The following is a 19,647-nucleotide window of genomic DNA, read 5'->3' as shown; positions in this document are numbered from 1 at the left end:
AGTGCATCAACAATGGTTAACCCTTCCATGACGAACAAGCCAGACCAGCAAGCCACGATTCATCCGGAAGCCGCTTCGAGCGGCATCTCCAAAGGACTCACCAACTACGGTGATCGCGGCTTTTCTCTTTTTTTGCGCAAGGCCTTCATCAAAGGAGCGGGCTATACCGACAAGGCGCTGGACAGGCCTGTGATCGGTATCACGAACACCGGCAGCTCCTACAACCCTTGTCACGGAAACATGCCGCAACTGATTGAGGCGGTGAAGCGCGGCATCCTGATGGCCGGCGGGCTGCCCATGGACTTCCCGACCATCTCCTTGCACGAGAGCTTTTCCCAGCCGACCAGCATGTATCTGCGCAACCTCATGTCCATGGACACAGAGGAGATGCTGCGAGCGCAGCCCATGGATGCGGTCGTGCTGATCGGGGGGTGTGACAAAACGGTGCCGGCCCAGCTGATGGGTGCGGCTTCGGTCGGACTGCCGGCGATTCAGCTGGTGACCGGCTCCATGCTCACCGGATCGCATCGAAGCGAAAGAGTGGGGGCCTGCACCGATTGCCGACGCTACTGGGGCAAATTTCGTGCCGAAGAAATTGATGCGGAGGAAATTTCCGACGTCAACAATCAGCTCGTCGCCAGTGTGGGCACCTGCTCGGTGGCGGGCACTGCCAGCACGATGGCTTGTATCGCAGAAGCTCTGGGAATTGGCCTTCCTGGCAGCGCGACCCCTCCAGCGGTCACTGCCGACCGCATCCGGGTTGCAGAGCGATCCGGTGAGGTGGCTGTGCACATGGCGCGTGCAGGATTGAGCATTGACAAGATTCTCACACCAGCTGCCTTCGAAAACGCCATGCGCGTGCTGCTGGCCATGGGGGGCTCGACCAATGCCATCGTGCATATGGCAGCGATCGCAGGTCGTTTGGGATACGAGCTGGATCTCAAGGCCTTGGACGTCATGAGCCGCAATACTCCGGTGTTGCTCGACCTCAAGCCGTCCGGCGACCACTACATGGAGGACTTTCATGCCGCGGGCGGCATGCATACCCTGCTTCGAGAGCTCAAGCCCCTGCTGCACCTCGATGCTCTGACCGTGACGGGGCGCACCCTGGGCGAGGAGCTGGAGGCGGCAGGTCCCGGCTTCAAGCAGCATGTGGTGAAGACTCTGGATGCTCCCTTGTATCCACAGGGCGGCATTGCCGTGCTGCACGGCAATCTTGCCCCGGCAGGAGCCATCATCAAGCAGTCCGCAGCCAACCCCGAGCTGATGGAGCATGAGGGCCGTGCCGTTGTCTTCGAGAATGCGGAGGATTTGGCCGCGCGTATCGACTCGCCCGAGCTGGATGTCCGGGCCGAGGATGTGCTGGTGCTCAAGAACATCGGCCCCAAAGGAGCGGCGATGCCGGAAGCGGGTTACCTGCCCATTCCCCAGAAACTCGCTGCCCAAGGCGTGAAAGACATGGTGCGTGTCTCCGATGGGCGTATGAGTGGCACCGCTTTCGGCACCATCGTCCTGCATGTGACGCCCGAGGCGGCAATTGGCGGGCCCTTGGCCTGGGTGCAAACCGGGGACAGAATTCGCCTGTCGGTGCGCGAGCGCTGTATTGAATGGCTGGTCAGTGAGGAAGAGCTGGCTATGCGTCAGAATGCCAAGCCTGTTCAAGTTCCTGCCGCAGAGCGTGGCTACGCGCATCTGTTCAAGAAAACTGTTTTGCAGGCTGATCGTGGCGCAGACTTTGATTTCTTGACTGCGACGCAGCGCAAGGGTTCGATTCCAAGGAGTTAAGTTCATATGCCGACGGGCGCTTTTGCCAGGGAGCGCCGTCCATCCGAGGACGGTGCATCCGTGATTGCCGCGACATTGGAGGAAGACATCGTTCTGGGCCTCTTGGCTCCCAGAGTGCGTCTTGTTGAAGACGAGCTGATGGAACGGTTCGCAGCCAAACGCCATGTGGTGCGAGACGCGCTGGCTCGGCTCGAAAGCGCTGGTCTGCTTGAGCGCAGGCGCAATATTGGCTCCATGGTGAAGGCCTTCAGCAGAGACGAGGTCATTCATCTCTACGAAATGAGAGAGCTGCTCGAGCTGGAGGCGATGCGCAGAATTGCGCTGCCTCTGGACCGTGATGCCCTGGAGCAGCTCAGGCGCATTCAGGCCGGGCACGACGCAGCGATCCAGCAACAGGAGCCGCGCGGCATTTTTCGGACCAACCAGGAGTTTCATCGGCTGTTGTTTGCGCAATGCGGCAATGTTTTCCTGTCGCAATCCATCGAAGACTTCGCCCGCCAAACGCATGCGATTCGATTTGGAACGCTGATGTCCAGAGAGCGTCAGTTGCAATCCCAACAGGAGCATCACGAGCTGCTGGCGGTACTGGCGCAGGGGGAGGGCTCGCGGGAGCGCCTGATCCGTCTGACCGCAGAGCATCTTGTGCCTCCAAGAGACCATTACCTGAAGACACAAGAGGCGCTGCTGCCTTGAAGTGCTGATCAGTTTAGGAACAGGCTTCGAATATCGTCAGCCGTGGCCAGCGGACGGCCCAGCGCTGCGGCCCCCTGGCAGACCTGGGCGACCAGGGCGGCATTGCTTGCAGCCGGCTCACCACTCTTCAGGAACAGGTTGTTCTCGAAGCCGACGCGTGCATGCCCTCCCAGGCTGGCTGCAGCCATCGCGCACGCGTTTTCCTGAGGGCCGAAGGCGCACATTGCCCATGGATAGACATCGTCATGGGCATTCAGGAACGGCAGCAGATCGATGGGCGAAGAGGTCTGACCGGCAGAGTAACGGCCCAGTACAAAAAGCAGAAACCATTTGTTTTCCGGGATGACGCCGCTTGCACGCAGGCGTTGCCAGGCCTGCACGTCCGCCACGTCATACAGGATGATCTGGGTCATCACATTGCTCTGCTTGAGCCATGTGAAGAAGGAGTGGATATCCGCTTCGGGAACTTCAGGTTTGAGTATCTCGCGCAAGCCGACGGAGATCGCTTCCGGCGCCGTTTCTCGTGCGACCCGCATCTGCTCGTGTGGCTGGTAGACCTGAGCCGCTTCGGTGGTGACCTGAACCACCAGTTCCTGGCCCACCGCTTTGCGCACTGCGGCAGTGGCTTCAAGGTAGGCGTGGGCATCGAGCAAATGCCTGCCGTCAGGCTTGCGCACATGCATATGAATCATGGACGCACCGCAGTCCAGGCATTCCTTGGCGGTCTGTGCCAGATCGGCGGCAGTCAATGGAACCTCGGGGTGCTGTTCCCTGGTCTTGTAGGCTCCGTTGGGAGCAACGGTGATGATCAGCGGTGTATTCATCATGCGCTTTCTTCTTGCTCGGCGGCATCGCCCACGGCAGGCAGTTCGCTTTTGAGAAGTTCGAGACCTGCCAGCAGTGTCCTCTGGTAGCGCTGTTTCTCTTGGGCGATGCTCTCCGGAGTCCACTTGAAAAAACCTTCTCCGGACTTCATGCCGAACTTGCCTTCAGCCACTCTTTGCGACAGGCATGGGCTAGGCTCCTTGTTGGCCGCCAGAGACGGGTACATCGTTGCTCCAGCGGCGCAGTGGACTTCCAGACCCGCATGGTCGCGCTGAAGCACGGGACCTGCTGCGAGAAAGCGGAATCCGAAGCCAAAGCGCACGGCTGCATCCACATCCTCGGCCGATGCAATGCCCGCTTCAATCAGTGCAAAAGCCTCGCGAGCCAGCGCGTGCTGAAGGCGGTTCGCCAGAAAGCCTGGCAAATCCTTCCTGACCAGCACCGGAACCATGCCGCACTGGCGCATGAAGGCATGAAGGTTCTCTGCGCATTCCATGCGGGACGCCTCGCCACACACCACTTCAACGAGAGGCGTCAGGTGCGCAGGCATGAAGAAATGCAGACCCAGCATGCGTTCCTGTGTTGGCAGGCCTTGTGCAATTGCGGTGATGGGAAAGCTCGAGCTGTTGCTGGCCAGCAATGCATCCTTGCGGGCGCGCTGCTCGAGTTGCCTGAAAAGCGCTTGCTTGATGTCCAAACGCTCCGGGATGCATTCGATCACCAGGTCCACAGAGTTCCAGTCAAGATCGTCCAAGGACGATACGACGGACAGCCGGGCAAGGTGCTGAGCCGCGCCCAGCTGGATCAATCCCTCACGGACTTGCTCAGGGACTTTGGCGGCCCGGTCGGCGTCGGGTTCGATCACCGTCGTTCTGCAAGCTCCGCGGCAAAGGACGACCGCGACATCGGCTCCCATTGTTCCGCCGCCAATAACCACAGCGTGTGAACGCGAGGGGCGGAAAAAATGCCCAGGCGCACTGAAAATCGTTTGCTTCAACGGGTGTCTCCAGGTTTCGTATGTCTTGAAGACAGTTTGGATGGCGGCAATAAATTTGATAAGCAAATTTATTGGGATGACTATCCTGTTTCTTGAATGTATTGCTGTGCTTCCGCCGGCGTGACTAGGCAAGGCCACGGCGCAGTGCGAGCGCGCCAGGGCCGTGCTGACGCAGCAGCCGAAAGCCCTGGCCTTCGTTTGTCAGCATGTAACTGATGTGCGGTGGTCTGCGAGTCTTCTGGCCATCCGTGCACGCATTGCCGAGGCCCTTTGCCATGAGGAGCAGACGCCATAAGCCCCTGGCCTAATCGCCGGTGCTGGACGGCCCCAGAGCAGCTCCGAGGCCTTGATGTGTTCAACGTCCATGACGGTTTTGCATACCGCAAGCGTTGTATCTAACAGGCACAGCACTCATTCATCGATGCTTCGGGGTTGATGTGGCATGTGCCGGGAGCCGGGCCCTGGCGGCCAGTGCTTCCAGAGGACCGGGGTCTTTCACCGAACCTCAGCGGCCTTGGTCTGACGGTCTTGAAAAAGGGCCGCTTGTCACGACCGGCCACGCCACGCTTCAGGCTGCTGCATCGTGACGGTGCAGCAGATCCAGGAACATCTGTGCCGAGCGGCTGATGGGCCTGTCCTTGCGTACCAGGCTGCCGTAGGCCTCCAGACTGTGCTTGGTCCGATACGGCAGGATATGCAGCATGCCGTGGGCAGCATGAAGGTCCGCCACCGTGCGCGGAATCACGCCCACCATATTCGAGCTTCGCACCAGATTGATGGTGGTGAGTATGGAGCCGGTTTCGATCAGGCCGCGCGGCAGCGGCAGACTGTGCTCGCGGAACTCCTGCTCGATCAAGCTGCGCATGGGGCTGCCAGGCGGCTGCATCACCCAGCCATGCCCCTGCAAGGCCTGCAGACCGGGCCGCTGCAGCGACAGCAGAGGATGCTCCTTGCGCACGATGAAGGCCAGTTGCTCGTCGTCGATCGGGCAAAAGCGGCAATCGCTGCCCGCTTCATTGGTCATGCGCCCGACGACTACCTCCAGCACTCCTTCACGCAGCTGGGCCAGCAGGCGATCACTGGTGTCCACGGCCACTTCCAGCTCCAGCAGGGGCAACTGCTGCTTCAGCTCCAGCAGGGCCTGGGTGAGGCGCCCGGGTGAGGCGGCCATGATGCTGCCCACGGCCAGCCGTCCGGAGCTTCCCTGGCGCAGCTCGCCCAGTTCGCGATTCAGGGCCTCGATATTGCCGCGCAGCGAACGGAAATATTCCAGCACCCGCTCTCCTGCCGCATTGCGCTGCAGCCGGCGGCCCACGCGCTCGAACAGCCGCTGACCCAGGGCGTCTTCGAGCTCCTGCAGCATCTTGGTGGCTGCCGGCTGGGTCAGACCGAGCTCGGCCGCTGCTGCACGCAAGGTCTGGCGCTCGTCGATGGCCAGTATCAAGGCCACCTGGCGCATGCGCAGCCGGTTCAGCAGCTGTGGCGTGTTGTCGCTTTTGTCGATTGATCCCATGGCATGGTTTCTTATTGCTTCAGGTTATCGATTAATCAATAACTTTCAGTTTACGCATATCAGCGGCTTCCCTAGGATCGGGCTGCGATGAAATAAAAAAGCCAAGGAGACAAATGTGCAAAGACGTCATCTACTTTCCATAGCCGCCCTGTGCGGCGCCGCCGCGCTGCCCTGGCAGGTCCAGGCACAGGACTCTGCGAACTGGCCCGTCAAGCCCGTGCGCATGCTGGTGGGTTCTGCGCCCGGAGGCGGCACCGATGCCATGGCCCGCGCCGTGGCCGACCGACTGGGGCCGCTGCTCAAGCAGCCGGTGATCGTGGAGAACCGGCCCGGCGTCTCCAATACGCTGGCCGTGGACATGACGGCCAAGGCCACGGATGGGCACACCATGGTCATGGGCGTGGTCACGGCCCATGCCATCGCACCGCATCTGCTCAAGCTGGGGTATGACAACAACCGGGATCTGGTTCCCGTGGCCTTTGTCGGCTCGGTGCCCAATGTGCTGGTGGTGGGCAACTCCGTTGCCGCCAACACGGTGGCGGAGCTGGTGGCCATGGCCAGGAAGAATCCCGGTCAGATCAATTTCGCCAGCAGCGGTACGGGCAGCACCCAGCATATCGCTGCCGAGGTGTTCAAGGATGCCGCAGGCATTCAGATCACCCACGTGCCCTACAAGGGCAGTGCCGCGGCCCTGGTCGATCTGGTCAGCGGCCAGGTGCAGATGAGCTTCGACACCATGCCCTCGGTCATAGGCCAGATCAAGGCCGGCAAGCTGCGCGCTCTGGCGGTCACTTCTCCCCAGCGCAACCCTCAGCTGCCCCAGGTGCCGACCATGGCCGAAGCGGGCCTGCGCGACGTGGAGATCAGCGCCTGGTACGGCATCTACATGCCCGCCTCCACGCCCAAGGCTGTGCAGCAGAAAGTGCATGACGAGGTCAACAAGGTCATCGCCATGCCCGAGACCAAGACCCGTCTCGAAGCCGTGGGTGCCGAGCTGCGGCCCATGGCCCAGGCCGACTTCGGCAGTTTTCACCTCGCCGAGTACAAACGCTTCGGCGACATCATTCGCAAGAACAACATCAAGCTGGACTGAGCATGAGCAAGGCTTCTTTTCCCGTTGTCGCCCTGACCCTGGGCGATCCTTCCGGCATCGGCGCCGAACTGATTGCACGTTTGCTGGCCAGGCCGCAAGCCACCGAGCAGGCGAACCTGGTGTTGATAGGCGATCCCTGGCTCTGGGAGCAGGGCCAGCGTATCGCCGGACTGCAGGTGGCAACCGCGGCGCTGGCCGGCCTGTCTGCCGCGCGCGAGCGTGCCGACACGCGGCTGCCGGCCTTTGTGGCCGTGGACACCATCGCCCAGGCCGATGTGGTGCAGGGGCAGGTGGGGGCGGCAGGCGGCCGCTCGGTACTGCAGGTGCTAGACCAATGCATGGATGCGGCCCTGGCCGGCGATATCGACGCCATCTGCTTTGCGCCCTTGAACAAGCAGGCCATGAAGCTGGGCGGCCTGCACCACGAGGACGAGCTGCACCACTTTGCCGAGTACCTGGGCGTGACCGGCTACTTCTGCGAGTTCAACACGCTGGGCGATCTCTGGACCTCGCGCATTTCCTCCCACGTGCCGCTCAAGGATGTGGCCGGCTATCTGAGCCAGGAGCGCATCAGCCAGGCGGCCGAGCTGATCTACAACGCCTTGCGCGCCAGCGGCCTGGCTGCTCCCAAGGTGGCGATTGCCGGCTTCAACCCGCACAACGGCGATGGCGGAACCTGCGGTCGCGAGGAAATCGACATCATCGCGCCCGCCGTCCAGGCCCTGCAGGCGCGCGACTGGCCCAGCGATGCGCCGTTCCACGGCCCGTTCCCGGCCGACACCATCTTTCTCAAGGCCCAGGCCGGCGAGTACCAGGCCATCGTGACCATGTACCACGACCAGGGCCAGATCGCCATCAAGCTGCTGGGCTTCTCGCGCGGGGTGACGGTGCAGGGCGGCCTGCCGATTCCCATCACCACGCCGGCCCACGGCACGGCCTACGACATCGCGGGCCAGGGCAAGGCCAATGTGGAAGCCACCTGGCAGGCGCTGCAGATCGCCGCGCGCATGGGGGCCGCCCACCGTGATCGCCAGGTCGCCCCAACTGTCTGAGCCCATTTTCCGGGCGGCCTGGGCCGCCTGTCCTACCCACTCTTTGCTTCCGAGGTCTGTATGAAGATCAAGTCCGTCCGCGCCCGTGTCTATGAATGGAAGGGCAAGACCGTTCCGCCCCAGGGCAACTTCTGCTCCAACGCCATGGATCTGGTGTACTCCAACACCGAGTCCATGAGCACCTTCCGCTTCCATTCGTGGACCGTGGTCGAGATCGAAACCGATGACGGCATCATCGGTCTGGGCAACGTGGCCCTGGCGCCAAGAATAGCCAAGGCCATCATCGACGAGTACCTGGCGCCCCTGGTCATCGGCCAGGACCCCTGGGACTACGAATACCTGTGGCAGCGCATGTACCGCGCCACCCATGCCTGGGGCCGCAAGGGCGTGACGATGGCCGCCATCTCGGCTGTGGACCTGGCCATCTGGGACATCCTGGGCAAGAGCGTGAACAAGCCCGTGTTCAAGCTGCTGGGCGGGCGCACCAAGGAAAAGATTCCCTGCTACTACAGCAAGCTCTACCGCACCGACCTGAAAGAGATGCAGGACGAAGCACAGAAATTCCTGGATCAGGGCTTCAAGGCCTTCAAGATGCGCTTCGGCTACGGGCCCGCCCATTTGCAGGACGGTGTGAAGGAGAATCTCAAGTCCGTCGAAGCCATCCGTGAAGTGATCGGCTACGACACCGACCTGATGCTGGAGTGCTACATGGGCTGGAACCTGGAGTATGCCAAGCGCATGCTGCCCAAGCTGGCCAGGTTCGAGCCGCGCTGGCTGGAAGAGCCTGTGATCGCCGACGACATCGACGGCTACGCCGAGCTCAACGCCATGAACATCGTTCCCATCTCGGGCGGCGAGCACGAGTTTTCGCTCTACGGCTTCAAGCAGCTGCTGGACAGGAAGGCCGTCTCCGTCGTGCAGTACGACACCAACCGCGTGGGCGGCATCACGGCGGCGCACAAGATCAATGCCCTGTGCGAAGCCTATTCAGTGCCCGTGATCCCGCATGCCGGCCAGATGCACAACTACCACCTGACCATGAGCACGCTGGCTTCGCCCATGGCCGAGTACTTCCCCATCTTCGACGTGGAAGTCGGCAACGAGCTGTTCTGGTACATCTTCGACGGCGAACCGGTTGCCGACAACGGCTTCCTGCAACTGCGCGACGACGTGCCTGGCCTGGGCCTCACGCTCAAGACCGAGTATCTGGACCAGTTCCACATCATCGATTGAGGAGACGCAGCATGCCAGCACCCTCCAATCCCCGTTACCGGGGCATCTTCCCCGTCGTGCCCACCACCTTCCACGAGGACGGCACGCTGGACCTGACCAGCCAGAAGCGCTGCCTGGAGTTCATGATCGACTCGGGCGTGGACGGCCTGTGCATCCTTGCCAACTTCTCCGAGCAGTTCCTGGTTTCGGATGAGGAGCGCGAAATCCTCACGCGCACGGCCCTGGAGCATGTGGGCGGCCGTGTGCCGGTGATCGTGACCACCACGCACACCAGTACCAAAATCTGCGCCGAGCGCAGCCGCCGTGCCCAGGACATGGGCGCCGCCATGGTCATGGTCATGCCGCCCTACCACGGCGCCACCTTCCGCTTCGGCGAAGCCCAGGTGCAGGCCTTCTACCAGGGCGTGTCCGACGCCATCGACATCCCCATCATGGTCCAGGACGCACCGGCCGCGGGCACGCCGCTGTCGCCGGCCTTTCTGGCCCGCATGGCCAGGGAGATAGCGCAGGTCAGCTACTTCAAGATGGAAACCGCCGGTGCGGCGGGCAAGCTGCGCGAACTGATCACCCTGGGCGGCGAAGCGATAGAAGGCCCCTGGGACGGCGAGGAAGCCATCACGCTGCTGGCCGACCTGGAGGCCGGCGCCACGGGCGCCATGACGGGCGGCGGCTTTGCCGACGGCATACGCCCCATCATCGAGGCGCACCGCGCAGGCGACAAGGACAAGGCCTTCGAGCAGTACCAGCGCTGGCTGCCGCTGATCAACCACGAAAACCGCCAGGCCGGCTTCCTCGCCGCCAAGGCGCTGATGAAGGAGGGCGGCGTGATCGCCTGCGATGCGCCGCGCTCGCCCTGGCCGCCCATGCACCCCGAGGTGCGACGCCAGTTGCTGGACATCGCCCGCCGGCTGGACCCGCTGGTGCTGCGCTGGGCCCGTTGAGACGACTATGAATACAGGAGCTGGTTGCGCTTTTTCATTAAGGAGTTCAGGTGCTTTTTATACTGAAATCTATGAATAGCAAGTGCAGCAAGCTCCTCTATCAAGAGCATATCCATGACCCAACACCACAACCTCATCAACGGCCAATGGACGGCTGCTGACAGCTATTGCCCCAACACCAACCCCAGCGACCTGTCCGACGTGATCGGCGAGTACGCCCAGGGGGGTGCCGAGGACGTGCAGGCCGCCGTGGCCGCCGCCGCTGCCGCTTTCCCAGTCTGGTCCACCTCGGGCATCCAGGCGCGCTCCGACGCCCTGGACAAGATAGCCACGGAAATCCTGGCGCGCAAGGCGGAGCTGGGCGAGCTGCTGGCCCGCGAAGAAGGCAAGACCCTGCCCGAAGCCATTGGCGAAGTCGGCCGCGCCGGCCAGATCTTCAAGTTCTTTGCCGGTGAATGCCTGCGCCTCACTGGCGAGACCGTGCCTTCGGTGCGTCCCGGCATCGGTGTGGAAATCACGCGCGAGCCCATCGGTGTGGTCGGCCTGATCACGCCCTGGAACTTCCCCATCGCCATCCCCGCCTGGAAGATCGCTCCGGCCCTGGCCAACGGCTGCTGCGTGGTGCTCAAGCCCGCCGACCTGGTGCCCGGCAGTGCCTGGGCCCTGGCCGACATCATCCACCGCTCTGGCATCCCCGCCGGTGTCTTCAACCTGGTCATGGGCCGCGGCCGCGTGATCGGTGAAGCCCTGGTCAACCACGCCGACGTGGCGGCGATCAGCTTCACGGGCTCGACGGGCGTGGGCCGTGGCATTGCCGAAGCCTGCGTGAAAAGCGGCAAGAAGGTGCAGCTGGAAATGGGCGGCAAGAATCCCCAGATCGTGCTGGACGATGCCGACCTGAACCAGGCCGTGGAACTGTCGGCCCAGAGCGGCTTCTACTCCAGCGGCCAGCGCTGCACGGCATCGAGCCGCCTGATCGTGACCGACAGGATCTACCCGGCCTTCATCGAGGCCCTGCAGGCGCGCATGGCCCAAATCAAGGTCGGTGACGCACGCGCCGCCGGCACCGACATGGGCCCCGTGGTCAGCCAGGCCCAGCTGGAGCAGGATCTGAGCTATGTGGAAATCGCCAAGGCCGAAGGCGCGCGCCTGGCCGCTGGCGGCGTCCGCGTGGCCTGCCACACGGGCAGCGGCAAGGATGGTTTCTACATGGCGCCCACGCTGTTTGTGGACACCGAAGCCGGCATGCGCATCAACCGCGAAGAAGTCTTTGGCCCCGTGGCCAGCGTGATCCGCGTCAAGGACTACGAAGAAGCCCTGGCCATGGCCAACGACACGCCGTTCGGCCTGTCGGCCGGCATTGCGACCACCAGCCTCAAGCACGCCACGCACTTCAAGCGCCACAGCCAGGCCGGCATGGTCATGGTCAACCTGCCCACGGCGGGCGTGGACTACCACGTGCCGTTCGGCGGTCGCAAGGGCAGCAGCTACGGCCCGCGCGAGCAGGGCCGCTATGCCCAGGAGTTCTACACCACGGTGAAGACGGCCTATACGCTGGCGTGAGCACGGCCCTTGAGGGTTCTCTGGTTTGCTGCATCTCTTTGCCGGGCCCTGGGCCCGGCTTTTTCATGGCGCGGTGGCGACCAGCCCAGCAGCGCCGCCCTGATGGTCTTGCCACCGTCGGCGTTGTCCCAGACCCCTTCTTCCAGCACATCGTGAATGCGCTTGTCCAGCGTGGCAGCCACCTGCTCGCGCGTCTGCACGGCCTGGGGGCTGGCGTCCGGCACGATGCCCAAGGCGCTGGCCAGTGCCGTGATCTGGGCTGTGAGATTGACGACGGCGGTGTTGGAGCTCATGAGTCGGTCCTTGAAATGTCGATGAACAGGGCAGCTGGCATGGCGCGCAGTGCGGGGTGCCCAGCTGTCAACGGCCTTCAGTGTCGCGCGGGGGGATACTGCTGTTAACGTATCAACAATGAGCGGCGGCCGCGAAGATATCGCCTGGTTTCAAGGGGGCAAGGTCTTCAGATGCTTTACGGTAAAGCACCGGCAGCCACTGCTTTTTGAGAGTTCCATAAGACAGGAGAGACAAGAGCATGGGTCTGAAGAGAGTCTGTATCTACGGTGCCGGCGCCATTGGCGGCTGGCTGGGTGTGGCGCTGGCCAGGGCCGGCTGCGAGCTGAGCGCCGTGGCGCGGGGCCAGACGCTGGCTGCGCTGCAGCACAACGGCTTGACGCTGGTGCATGGAGAGGAGCGCGAGACCGTGGCCGTCAATGCGCAGCAGGACCCGGCCGCCCTGGGCGTGCAGGATGTGGTGGTGATTGCCGTCAAGGCGCCGTCCATGCCCGAGGTGGCCCGTGCCGTCGCACCGCTGATCGGCCCGCAGACCCTGGTGCTGACCGCCATGAACGGCGTTCCCTGGTGGTTTCTGGCTGGTGGCGTGGATGCCGGCTTGCGCGGCCTGCAGCTCAGGGCCGTGGACCCGCAGGGCGAGATTGCGCGTGCCATTCCCACCGGGCAGGTGCTCGGCTCGGTGGTGCATGCCAGCTGCTCTCTCGATGCGCCGGGGGTGGTGCGCCGTCATTTCGGCAACAGCCTCATCGTCGGCGAGCCCATGGCCCTGCCCGGCGATGCGCCCACGCCGCGTCTGCTGGCACTGACCGAGCTGCTGCGCGCGGGCGGCATCGAGGTCAGGCTCAGCGACAACATCCAGCGTGACGCTTGGTACAAGCTCTGGGGCAATATGACCATGAACCCCGTCAGTGCGATCACGGGCGCGACCACGGACAGGATTCTGGGCGATGAGCTGGTGCGCAACTTCATCACGGCCGTGATGCTGGAGGCCCGGGAAATCGGCGCACGCATCGGCCTGCCGATTGCCGACAGCCCGCAGGACCGCCATCAGGTCACGCTCAAGCTGGGCGGCTTCAAGACCTCCATGCTCCAGGATGTGGAAGCCGGCAAGCCGGTGGAGCTGGACGCCCTGGTGGGCGCCGTGCGCGAGATGGGTGCCATGTGCGGCATGAGCACGCCGTTCACCGATGCCCTGCTGGGGCTGACGCGGCTGCGCGCGCAGCAGCTGGGTCTGTATCCGGCGTAAGGCAGTGGCGGGCAGGGCGGTCTTGGGCCTAGACTAGGCTGCATGAGCACCACATCTACCCAGACCGCCACTCTCAAGTCCGCGTCCGCGCAGGACAGTCATTGGGCCACGCTGTGCGTGGTGACGACCACCGTTGGGCATTCGGCCGAGGCCGAGGACATGGCGCGGGCGCTGGTCGCGGCCAAGGCTGCGGCCTGTGTGCAGACCGAGCGCATCACCTCGTATTACGAGTGGGACGGCGTGCTGCAGACCGCTCCCGAATGGCGCCTGACCTGCAAGACCCTGCCCGAGGCACTGCCACGGCTGACTGCGCTGCTGCGCAGCCATCACAGCTATGAAGTTCCCCAGATCACCATGCGCACCGAGCGCTGCCTGAACGACTATGCCAAGTGGATCAAGCAGCAGGTGCAGCTCTGAAGCCTGAATAAAAAAGGAGCGCCTTGCGCGCTCCTTCATTGGGTTTCAGTGCTGAATCTATCTGAAAACTCGATAGATAAAGCGCTGGCAGCTATGGTTCTTGTGCTTCAGGACAGCAGGGCCTGGGCGAACTCGCGTGCGCTGAAGGTTTCCAGATCCTCGATCTTCTCGCCCACGCCGATGAAGTAGACGGGCACGGGGCGCTCCTGCGCAATCGCGGCCAGCACGCCGCCCTTGGCCGTGCCGTCGAGTTTGGTGACGATCAGGCCCGTGAGCTGCAGTGCATCGTCGAAGGCGCGCACCTGGGTCAGGGCGTTCTGGCCGGTGTTGCCGTCAATCACCAGCAGCACCTCGTGCGGCGCCGTGCCGTCGGCCTTGCTCACCACGCGCTTGATCTTCTTGAGCTCTTCCATCAGATGCAGCTGCGTGGGCAGGCGTCCGGCCGTATCGACCAGCACCACATCCTTTTTGCGCGCCTTGCCGGCGGAGACGGCATCGAAGCTCACGGCGGCGGGGTCGCCACCGTCCTGGCTGATGATTTCCACGGTGTTGCGATTGGCCCAGACGCCCAGCTGCTCACGCGCGGCGGCGCGGAAGGTGTCGGCGGCGGCCAGCAGCACGGACTGCTCGCCGTCGGCCAGATGCTTGGTCAGCTTGCCGATGGAAGTGGTCTTGCCCGCACCGTTGACGCCGGCCACCATGATGACGGTCGGTGTGTGCTCGCCGATGGTCAGCGGCTTTTCCAGCGGCCTGAGCAAATCGGTCAGCGCATCGGCCAGCAGTGCCTTGACGGCGGCGGGCTCGGTGGTCTTGGTTTCCTTGACGCGGCGCTTCAGGTCTTCCAGCAGATGCTGGGTGGCCTTGACGCCGGTGTCGGCCATCAGCAGCGCGTCCTCCAGCTCTTCATAGAGCCGGTCGTCGATCTGGGTGCCGGTAAAGACGGTGGCAATGCTGGAGCCGGTCTTGCGCAGACCGGCTTTCAGGCGTTCCATCCAGCTTTGACGGGAATTTGGGGCTTGCGGCTTTGCGGTAGGCTCGGGGGCTGCTACAAAATCCTGAGTAGCAGGCTGATCTTCGCCGGCCTTGGCCGTCGCGCCGCCGCCAAAGGGCTTGCGCCACCAGGAGCTGTTGCCATTTTCGGCAGGCGCAGCAGGCGTATCCTGTGAAGCGGGCCTGGTTGGCGCAGCAGACGCAGACGCAGGCGCCGCGGTTGTCTCGGCAGCGGGCGTGGTGTTCACCACATCGGGTGAATTGGGCTTTTTCTTGAAAAAACTGAACATTGGCGGGTTTTTAGAATCGCATCATTCTATGAAACATGTACGCGCACTCCCTGTACTGGGCTTAATGGCCTGTTTGAGCGCTGGGGCAGCCTTGGCTGCGCCGGGCGCATCGTCGCAACCTGTGCCTGCTGCTGCCACGGTGGCCGCGCCGCAAGTGCAGCAGTTCACGCTGAAGAACGGCATGCAGCTGATCGTGCTGCCCGACCGGCGCGCGCCCACGGCCGTGCACATGGTCTGGGTACGTGTGGGCTCCATGGACGAGGTCGACGGCACCACGGGCGTGGCCCATGCGCTGGAGCACATGATGTTCAAGGGCTCCAAAAGCGTCAAGCCCGGAGACTTCTCGCGTCGCGTGGCGGCGCTGGGTGGCCAGGAAAACGCGTTCACCTGGCGTGACTACACCGGCTATTACCAGCAGATTCCGTCCAACCGTCTGGAAGACGTGATGAAGCTGGAATCCGATCGTTTTGCCAACAACCAGTGGCCGGACTCCGAATTCAAGAAGGAAATCGAGGTCATCAAGGAAGAGCGCCGCATGCGCACCGACGACCAGCCGCGCGCCATGCTGATGGAGCAGCTGATGGCGGCCACCTTCATGGCCTCGCCCTATCGCCGCCCCGTGGTGGGCTGGATGAGCGATCTGGACTCCATGACGCCCGGAGATGTGCGCGACTTCCACAAGCGCTGGTATGTGCCGTCCAATGCCGCAGTGGTCGTGGTGGGGGATGTGAACGTCAACCAGGTGCGTGCCTGGGCCGAGAAGTATTACGGCAGCATTCCTGCGCGCGCCTTGCCGCAGCGCAAGCCGCAGACCGAACCCAGGCAGATCGGCGTGCGCCGTATCGAGGTCAAGCAGCCTGCCGAGCAGGCCTTTATCGCCATGGCCTATCGCACGCCCACCCTGAAGAGCGTGGACAAGCTTCAGGCCGAGGACAAGGATGCGCTGGCGCTGCTGGTGCTGTCCGCGGTGCTCGACGGTTATGACGGCGCCCGTCTGGAGCGCGCCCTGGTGCAGGGCGAAGGCCAGGCCAACGGCCGTGTGGCAGACAGCGCCGGCAGCTCGGCCAGCATTTTGGGGCGCGGGCCCAGCCTGTTCATGCTGACGGGCGTTCCGGCCCAGGGAAAGACCGTGGCCGATGTGGAAGCTGCCTTGCGCGCCCAGATCAAGAAGGTGGCCGAGGAGGGCGTGCAGGCTGACGAGCTGGACCGCGTCAAGACGCAGTGGATGGCCTCCAACGTCTATGAGCGCGATTCCGTCATGGGCCAGGCCCAGAACCTGGGCAATTACTGGATCCAGAACATGCCGCTGGATGCCGAGGACAAGCTGCTGGCCGAGCTGCAGAAAGTCACCTCCGACGATGTGAAGGCCGTGGCCGCCAAGTATTTCGGCGACGACCAGCTCACCGTCGGCACTCTGGTGCCCCAGCCGCTGCCCGCAGGCGCCAAGCCCCAGCGTCCCATGTCCGGCAAGGCCGATGCAGGCGGTTCGGTGCATTGATGAAACACCCCCTGAGCCGCTTTGCGTCTTCCCCCTCTCTCTACGCGCTGTGCGCTAAGGGAGGGGAACGCAGCCTTCGCTGCGGGGCGGCCCTTGCTCGGCTGCTCGCGCATGGTGCGCGCCCACGGTGGCGCTGCGTTGAGGAAATAGCTGCTTTGATGCAAACCCCCTTGAGCCGCTTGCCTGGGCGGTCCCGCGCCTTTCCCTCTCTCTACGCGCTGTGCGCCAGGGGAGGGGAACGCAGCCTTCGGTGCGGGGCGGCCCTTGCTCGGCTGCCCGCGCATGGTGCGCGCCCACGGTGGCGCAGCGTTGTGGAAATAGCTGCTTTGATGCAAACCCCCTTGAGCTGCCTGCCTGGGCGGCCCCGCGCCTTTCCCTCTCTCTACGCGCTGTGCGCCAGGGGAGGGGAACGCAGCCTTCGCTGCGGGGCGGCCCGTGCCGGGCTGCTTGCGCATGGGGCATGCCCTCGCTGATGCGGCGTCATGGAAAACAGAGGTTGAACACATGAAAACTATGAAGAAGATAGCTGCTGGCGCTTTTGTGGTGGGCGCTGGCATGGGTTTTCTGACCCAGTCCGCCTGGGCCTTGCTGCCGATAGAGCACTGGACCCAGCCCAGCGGTGCCCAGGTCTGGCTGGTGCAAAGTCCCGGCATTCCCATGGTGGATGTGCAGGTAGATTTTGACGCTGGCAGCCGCCGCGATCCCGAGGACAAGCTGGGCCTGGCGGCAGCCGTGGCCATGATGTCCTCCAAGGGCATCAAGGCGGCGGGCGATGCGCCTGCGCTGGATGAGAACGGCCTGGGCCAGGCCTGGGCCGACCTGGGCGCAAGCTTTGGCGCCAGCGCGGGGCGCGACAGCTTCAGCTTCGGCCTGCGCACGCTGACCGTGCCCGATCTGCAGCAGAAAGCCGTGGCCCTGGCGGCGCGCCAGATCGCGTCGCCAAGCTGGCCCGAGGCCGTGTGGCAGCGTGACCGCGAGCGCTGGAGCGCCTCCATCAAGGAAGCCGACACCCGTCCCGGCACCGTGGCCTCCAAGGCCTTGCGCAAGGCCGTGTTCGGCAGCTCGCCCTATGGCTATCAGACCACGGTCGACAGCCTGGGCCGCATTGATGTTTCGGCCATGCAGGACTTTCACCGCAAGCTGATTGCTGCCTGCCGCGCCAAGGTCAGCGTGGTGGGAGCGGTCAATCGCCAGCAGGCCGATGCCATGGTCAAGCAGTTGCTGGGGCCGCTGCAGGCCACCAATGGCAACGACTGCCCGCCGCTGCCTGCCGTGAGCAAGGTGGAGGACCTGAAGCAGGCCAAGGTCGAGAACATTCCGTTCGATTCGGCCCAGGCCCAGGTGCTCATAGGCCAGCCCGGCATTGCGCGCAACAACCCCGATTTTCTGGCCGTGATGGTGGGCAACCACATTCTGGGCGGCGGCGGCTTCACCTCGCGGCTGATGGAAGAAGTGCGTGAGAAGCGGGGCCTGACCTACGGGGTCTCCAGCGACTTCTCGCCGGGACTGGATCGCGGTGCCTTCATCATCGGCCTGCAGACCCGTCCCGATCAGGCGGCCGAGGCGCTCAAGGTCTCGCAGGACGTGTTGCGCAAATTCATTGCCGAAGGTCCTACCGACAAGGAACTCAAGGCGGCCAAGGACAACCTGATCGGCGGCTTTGCCCTGCGCATAGACAGCAACCGCAAGCTGCTGGGCAATGTGGCCAACATTGCCTGGAACGGGCTGCCGCTCGATTATCTGGAGCACTGGACCGATCGCGTTCAGGCGCTGACCACCAAGGACGTGAAGGAGGCGATGCAGCGCATGGTTCAGCCCGAGCGCATGGTCACCATCACTCTCGGAGCCAAGCCATGAGCCGCAGTGCCATCAAGCTACACACACCCGCAGGCCGCAAGGCGCTGGACAAGATGATTCACGAGTCCGAGCGCAAGGCGCAGGAGCTGGCGGCCAGCCGCCCGGCCCGTCCCGGAGCCAAGGCTGCCCAGCCTGCCGCCGCCAAGCCGGCGGCCACCGGGGCTGGTGAAATCCGCATCATCGGCGGGCAATGGCGCCGCACGCGTCTGGCCGTGGCGCAAAAGCCCGGTCTGCGGCCCACGCCCGATCGCGTGCGCGAGACCCTGTTCAACTGGCTGGGTCAGGACCTGAGCAACTGGAAATGCATTGATGCCTTCGCGGGCACGGGGGCGCTGGGCTTCGAGGCCGCATCGCGCGGCGCCAGCAGCGTCATCATGAACGAGCAGGATGCCGCCCTGGTGCAGCAGTTGCAGCGTCTTCAGCAAAAGCTCGATGCCAGGATGGTCAAGGTGCAGCGTGGCGATGCGCTGAGCTGCCTGAAGACCGTGGCGGGGCAGGATCTGATCTTGCTGGACCCGCCATTCGGTCAGACCGAGCTGTTCGAGCCCGCGCTCAAGGCCGCCACGGCGGCCTTGAATGATGGCGGCTTCATTTATCTGGAAGCTCCCGAAGCCTGGGCCGAGGACCGCCTGCTGGAAATGGGGCTGGAGCTGCACCGCTATCTGAAGGCCGGCGCCGTCCATGCGCATCTGCTGAAGAAGCAGTAAAGCCTTGCTGCCGAACCGGGAGCTGCTGGCGCTTCGAGCAGAGGCGTCAGCAGCTCCTTTTTGCATGGTTCAGCGCTGCGCAGGCCTGAATGCATAATCTCTTTACGCTGCACTGCAGCAGCCCTCACACTCATCAAGACCCGCAGGAGAGAGATAAGCCATGAGCCAAGACCTGATTGCTGTTTACCCCGGAACCTTTGACCCGATCACGCTGGGGCATGAAGATGTGGTGCGCCGGGCTGCACAGCTGTTTGGCAAGGTCATCGTGGCGGTGGCGGCAGGTCATCACAAAAAGACGCTGTTTTCGCTGGAGGAGCGCATTGCCATGGTGCGCGAGGCCTGCGCCAATTATCCGCAGGTGCAGGTGGAGAGCTTTGACGGGCTGCTGGCGCATTTTGTGCTCGCACGTGGCGCCAAGGCCATGGTGCGCGGCCTGCGCGCGGTGACGGACTTCGACTATGAGTTCCAGCTTGCCGGCATGAACCGCACGCTGATGCCCGAAGTGGAAACCGTGTTCCTCACGCCCAGCGATCGCTATCAGTTCATCAGTTCCACCTTTGTGCGCGAGATTGCCACGCTCAACGGCGATGTGGACAAGTTTGTCTCCAAGGGCGTGCATGAGCGCCTGATGGCCAAGGTCGGCCGCGCGGCCTGAG

Annotated in this window: 18 protein-coding genes; 13 read left to right on the top strand and 5 right to left on the bottom strand. The window is 63.6% G+C overall.

Annotated features, from left to right (window positions below; all coding sequences use genetic code 11):
• Positions 1-27 precede the first annotated feature (27 nt).
• Both FSY59_RS18405 and FSY59_RS18400 read left to right on the top strand, forming a co-directional pair.
• Positions 28-1,785, top strand: coding sequence for an IlvD/Edd family dehydratase (locus FSY59_RS18405; RefSeq protein WP_019044185.1), 1,758 nt, complete (start codon positions 28-30; stop codon positions 1,783-1,785).
• A gap of 60 nt (positions 1,786-1,845) precedes the next feature.
• Positions 1,846-2,478 (top strand): GntR family transcriptional regulator, encoded by a 633-nt coding sequence (locus FSY59_RS18400; RefSeq protein WP_255439372.1) that lies wholly within the window; start codon positions 1,846-1,848, stop codon positions 2,476-2,478.
• 8 nt (positions 2,479-2,486) lie between these two features.
• Here the strand turns inward: FSY59_RS18400 and FSY59_RS18395 are convergent, their stop codons facing one another.
• The 3 genes from FSY59_RS18395 to FSY59_RS18385 form a co-directional block, all read right to left on the bottom strand.
• Positions 2,487-3,302 (bottom strand): 3-keto-5-aminohexanoate cleavage protein, encoded by an 816-nt coding sequence (locus FSY59_RS18395; protein ID WP_148729249.1) that lies wholly within the window; start codon positions 3,300-3,302, stop codon positions 2,487-2,489.
• Positions 3,302-4,219 carry a 3-hydroxyacyl-CoA dehydrogenase family protein gene (locus FSY59_RS18390; RefSeq protein WP_255439488.1) on the bottom strand — a complete coding sequence of 306 codons (918 nt, stop codon included), beginning with the start codon at positions 4,217-4,219 and terminating at the stop codon, positions 3,302-3,304. The genes FSY59_RS18395 and FSY59_RS18390 overlap by 1 nt, the downstream gene beginning before the upstream one ends.
• A 649-nt stretch (positions 4,220-4,868) precedes the next feature.
• A complete protein-coding gene (locus FSY59_RS18385; protein WP_148729034.1) occupies positions 4,869-5,813 on the bottom strand; it encodes a LysR family transcriptional regulator in 945 nt (314 codons plus the stop codon).
• 115 nt (positions 5,814-5,928) lie between these two features.
• Here FSY59_RS18385 and FSY59_RS18380 point away from each other — a divergent pair, with 115 nt between their 5' ends.
• The 5 genes from FSY59_RS18380 to FSY59_RS18360 all read left to right on the top strand — a co-directional run bounded on the left by FSY59_RS18380 (position 5,929) and on the right by FSY59_RS18360 (position 11,695).
• On the top strand, positions 5,929-6,906 hold the full coding sequence (locus FSY59_RS18380) for a tripartite tricarboxylate transporter substrate binding protein (protein ID WP_043374928.1): 978 nt from the start codon (positions 5,929-5,931) through the stop codon (positions 6,904-6,906).
• Between the two features lie 2 nt (positions 6,907-6,908).
• Entirely contained in the window at positions 6,909-7,958 is a 1,050-nt protein-coding gene (locus tag FSY59_RS18375; RefSeq protein WP_148729033.1) for a 4-hydroxythreonine-4-phosphate dehydrogenase PdxA, read from the top strand.
• Between the two features lie 60 nt (positions 7,959-8,018).
• Complete coding sequence (locus tag FSY59_RS18370) at positions 8,019-9,191, top strand: L-rhamnonate dehydratase (protein WP_003051848.1); 1,173 nt, start codon at positions 8,019-8,021, stop codon at positions 9,189-9,191.
• Between the two features lie 11 nt (positions 9,192-9,202).
• Positions 9,203-10,132: a dihydrodipicolinate synthase family protein gene (locus tag FSY59_RS18365; RefSeq protein ID WP_148729032.1), complete on the top strand. Its 930-nt coding sequence runs from the start codon at positions 9,203-9,205 to the stop codon at positions 10,130-10,132.
• 114 nt (positions 10,133-10,246) lie between these two features.
• On the top strand, positions 10,247-11,695 hold the full coding sequence (locus FSY59_RS18360) for an aldehyde dehydrogenase family protein (RefSeq protein ID WP_148729476.1): 1,449 nt from the start codon (positions 10,247-10,249) through the stop codon (positions 11,693-11,695).
• Here the strand turns inward: FSY59_RS18360 and FSY59_RS18355 are convergent.
• A complete protein-coding gene (locus FSY59_RS18355; RefSeq protein ID WP_148729474.1) occupies positions 11,680-11,988 on the bottom strand; it encodes a hypothetical protein in 309 nt (102 codons plus the stop codon). The two genes, FSY59_RS18360 and FSY59_RS18355, sit on opposite strands and share 16 nt — an antisense overlap.
• Before the next feature lie 239 nt (positions 11,989-12,227).
• On the opposite strand from FSY59_RS18355, the gene FSY59_RS18350 reads away from it, so the two are divergent.
• Entirely contained in the window at positions 12,228-13,232 is a 1,005-nt protein-coding gene (locus FSY59_RS18350; protein WP_003051856.1) for a 2-dehydropantoate 2-reductase, read from the top strand.
• 42 nt (positions 13,233-13,274) lie between these two features.
• Positions 13,275-13,649 (top strand): divalent-cation tolerance protein CutA, encoded by a 375-nt coding sequence (cutA, locus tag FSY59_RS18345; RefSeq protein ID WP_043374920.1) that lies wholly within the window; start codon positions 13,275-13,277, stop codon positions 13,647-13,649.
• A gap of 107 nt (positions 13,650-13,756) precedes the next feature.
• Here the strand turns inward: cutA and ftsY are convergent, their stop codons facing one another.
• Positions 13,757-14,929: a signal recognition particle-docking protein FtsY gene (gene ftsY / locus FSY59_RS18340; protein WP_019044104.1), complete on the bottom strand. Its 1,173-nt coding sequence runs from the start codon at positions 14,927-14,929 to the stop codon at positions 13,757-13,759.
• Positions 14,930-14,993: 64 nt separating this feature from the next.
• Here ftsY and FSY59_RS18335 point away from each other — a divergent pair, with 64 nt between their 5' ends.
• The 4 genes from FSY59_RS18335 (at position 14,994) to coaD (ending at position 19,646) form a co-directional block, all read left to right on the top strand.
• Positions 14,994-16,427 carry a pitrilysin family protein gene (locus tag FSY59_RS18335; RefSeq protein WP_148729482.1) on the top strand — a complete coding sequence of 478 codons (1,434 nt, stop codon included), beginning with the start codon at positions 14,994-14,996 and terminating at the stop codon, positions 16,425-16,427.
• Positions 16,428-16,931: 504 nt separating this feature from the next.
• A complete protein-coding gene (locus FSY59_RS18330; protein ID WP_148729472.1) occupies positions 16,932-18,284 on the top strand; it encodes a pitrilysin family protein in 1,353 nt (450 codons plus the stop codon).
• Entirely contained in the window at positions 18,281-18,991 is a 711-nt protein-coding gene (gene rsmD, locus FSY59_RS18325; RefSeq protein ID WP_003051863.1) for a 16S rRNA (guanine(966)-N(2))-methyltransferase RsmD, read from the top strand. Before FSY59_RS18330 ends, rsmD begins: the two co-directional genes overlap by 4 nt.
• Before the next feature lie 160 nt (positions 18,992-19,151).
• On the top strand, positions 19,152-19,646 hold the full coding sequence (gene coaD / locus FSY59_RS18320) for a pantetheine-phosphate adenylyltransferase (protein ID WP_003051866.1): 495 nt from the start codon (positions 19,152-19,154) through the stop codon (positions 19,644-19,646).
• The last annotated feature ends 1 nt before the right edge of the window (position 19,647 follow it).

It is taken from the genome of Comamonas sp. Z3 (genome assembly GCF_008121565.1).
Taxonomy (GTDB): domain Bacteria; phylum Pseudomonadota; class Gammaproteobacteria; order Burkholderiales; family Burkholderiaceae_C; genus Comamonas; species Comamonas brasiliensis.
The sequence above is the reverse complement of the archived record's forward strand: the minus strand, read 5'-3'. Positions and strand labels throughout refer to the sequence as shown.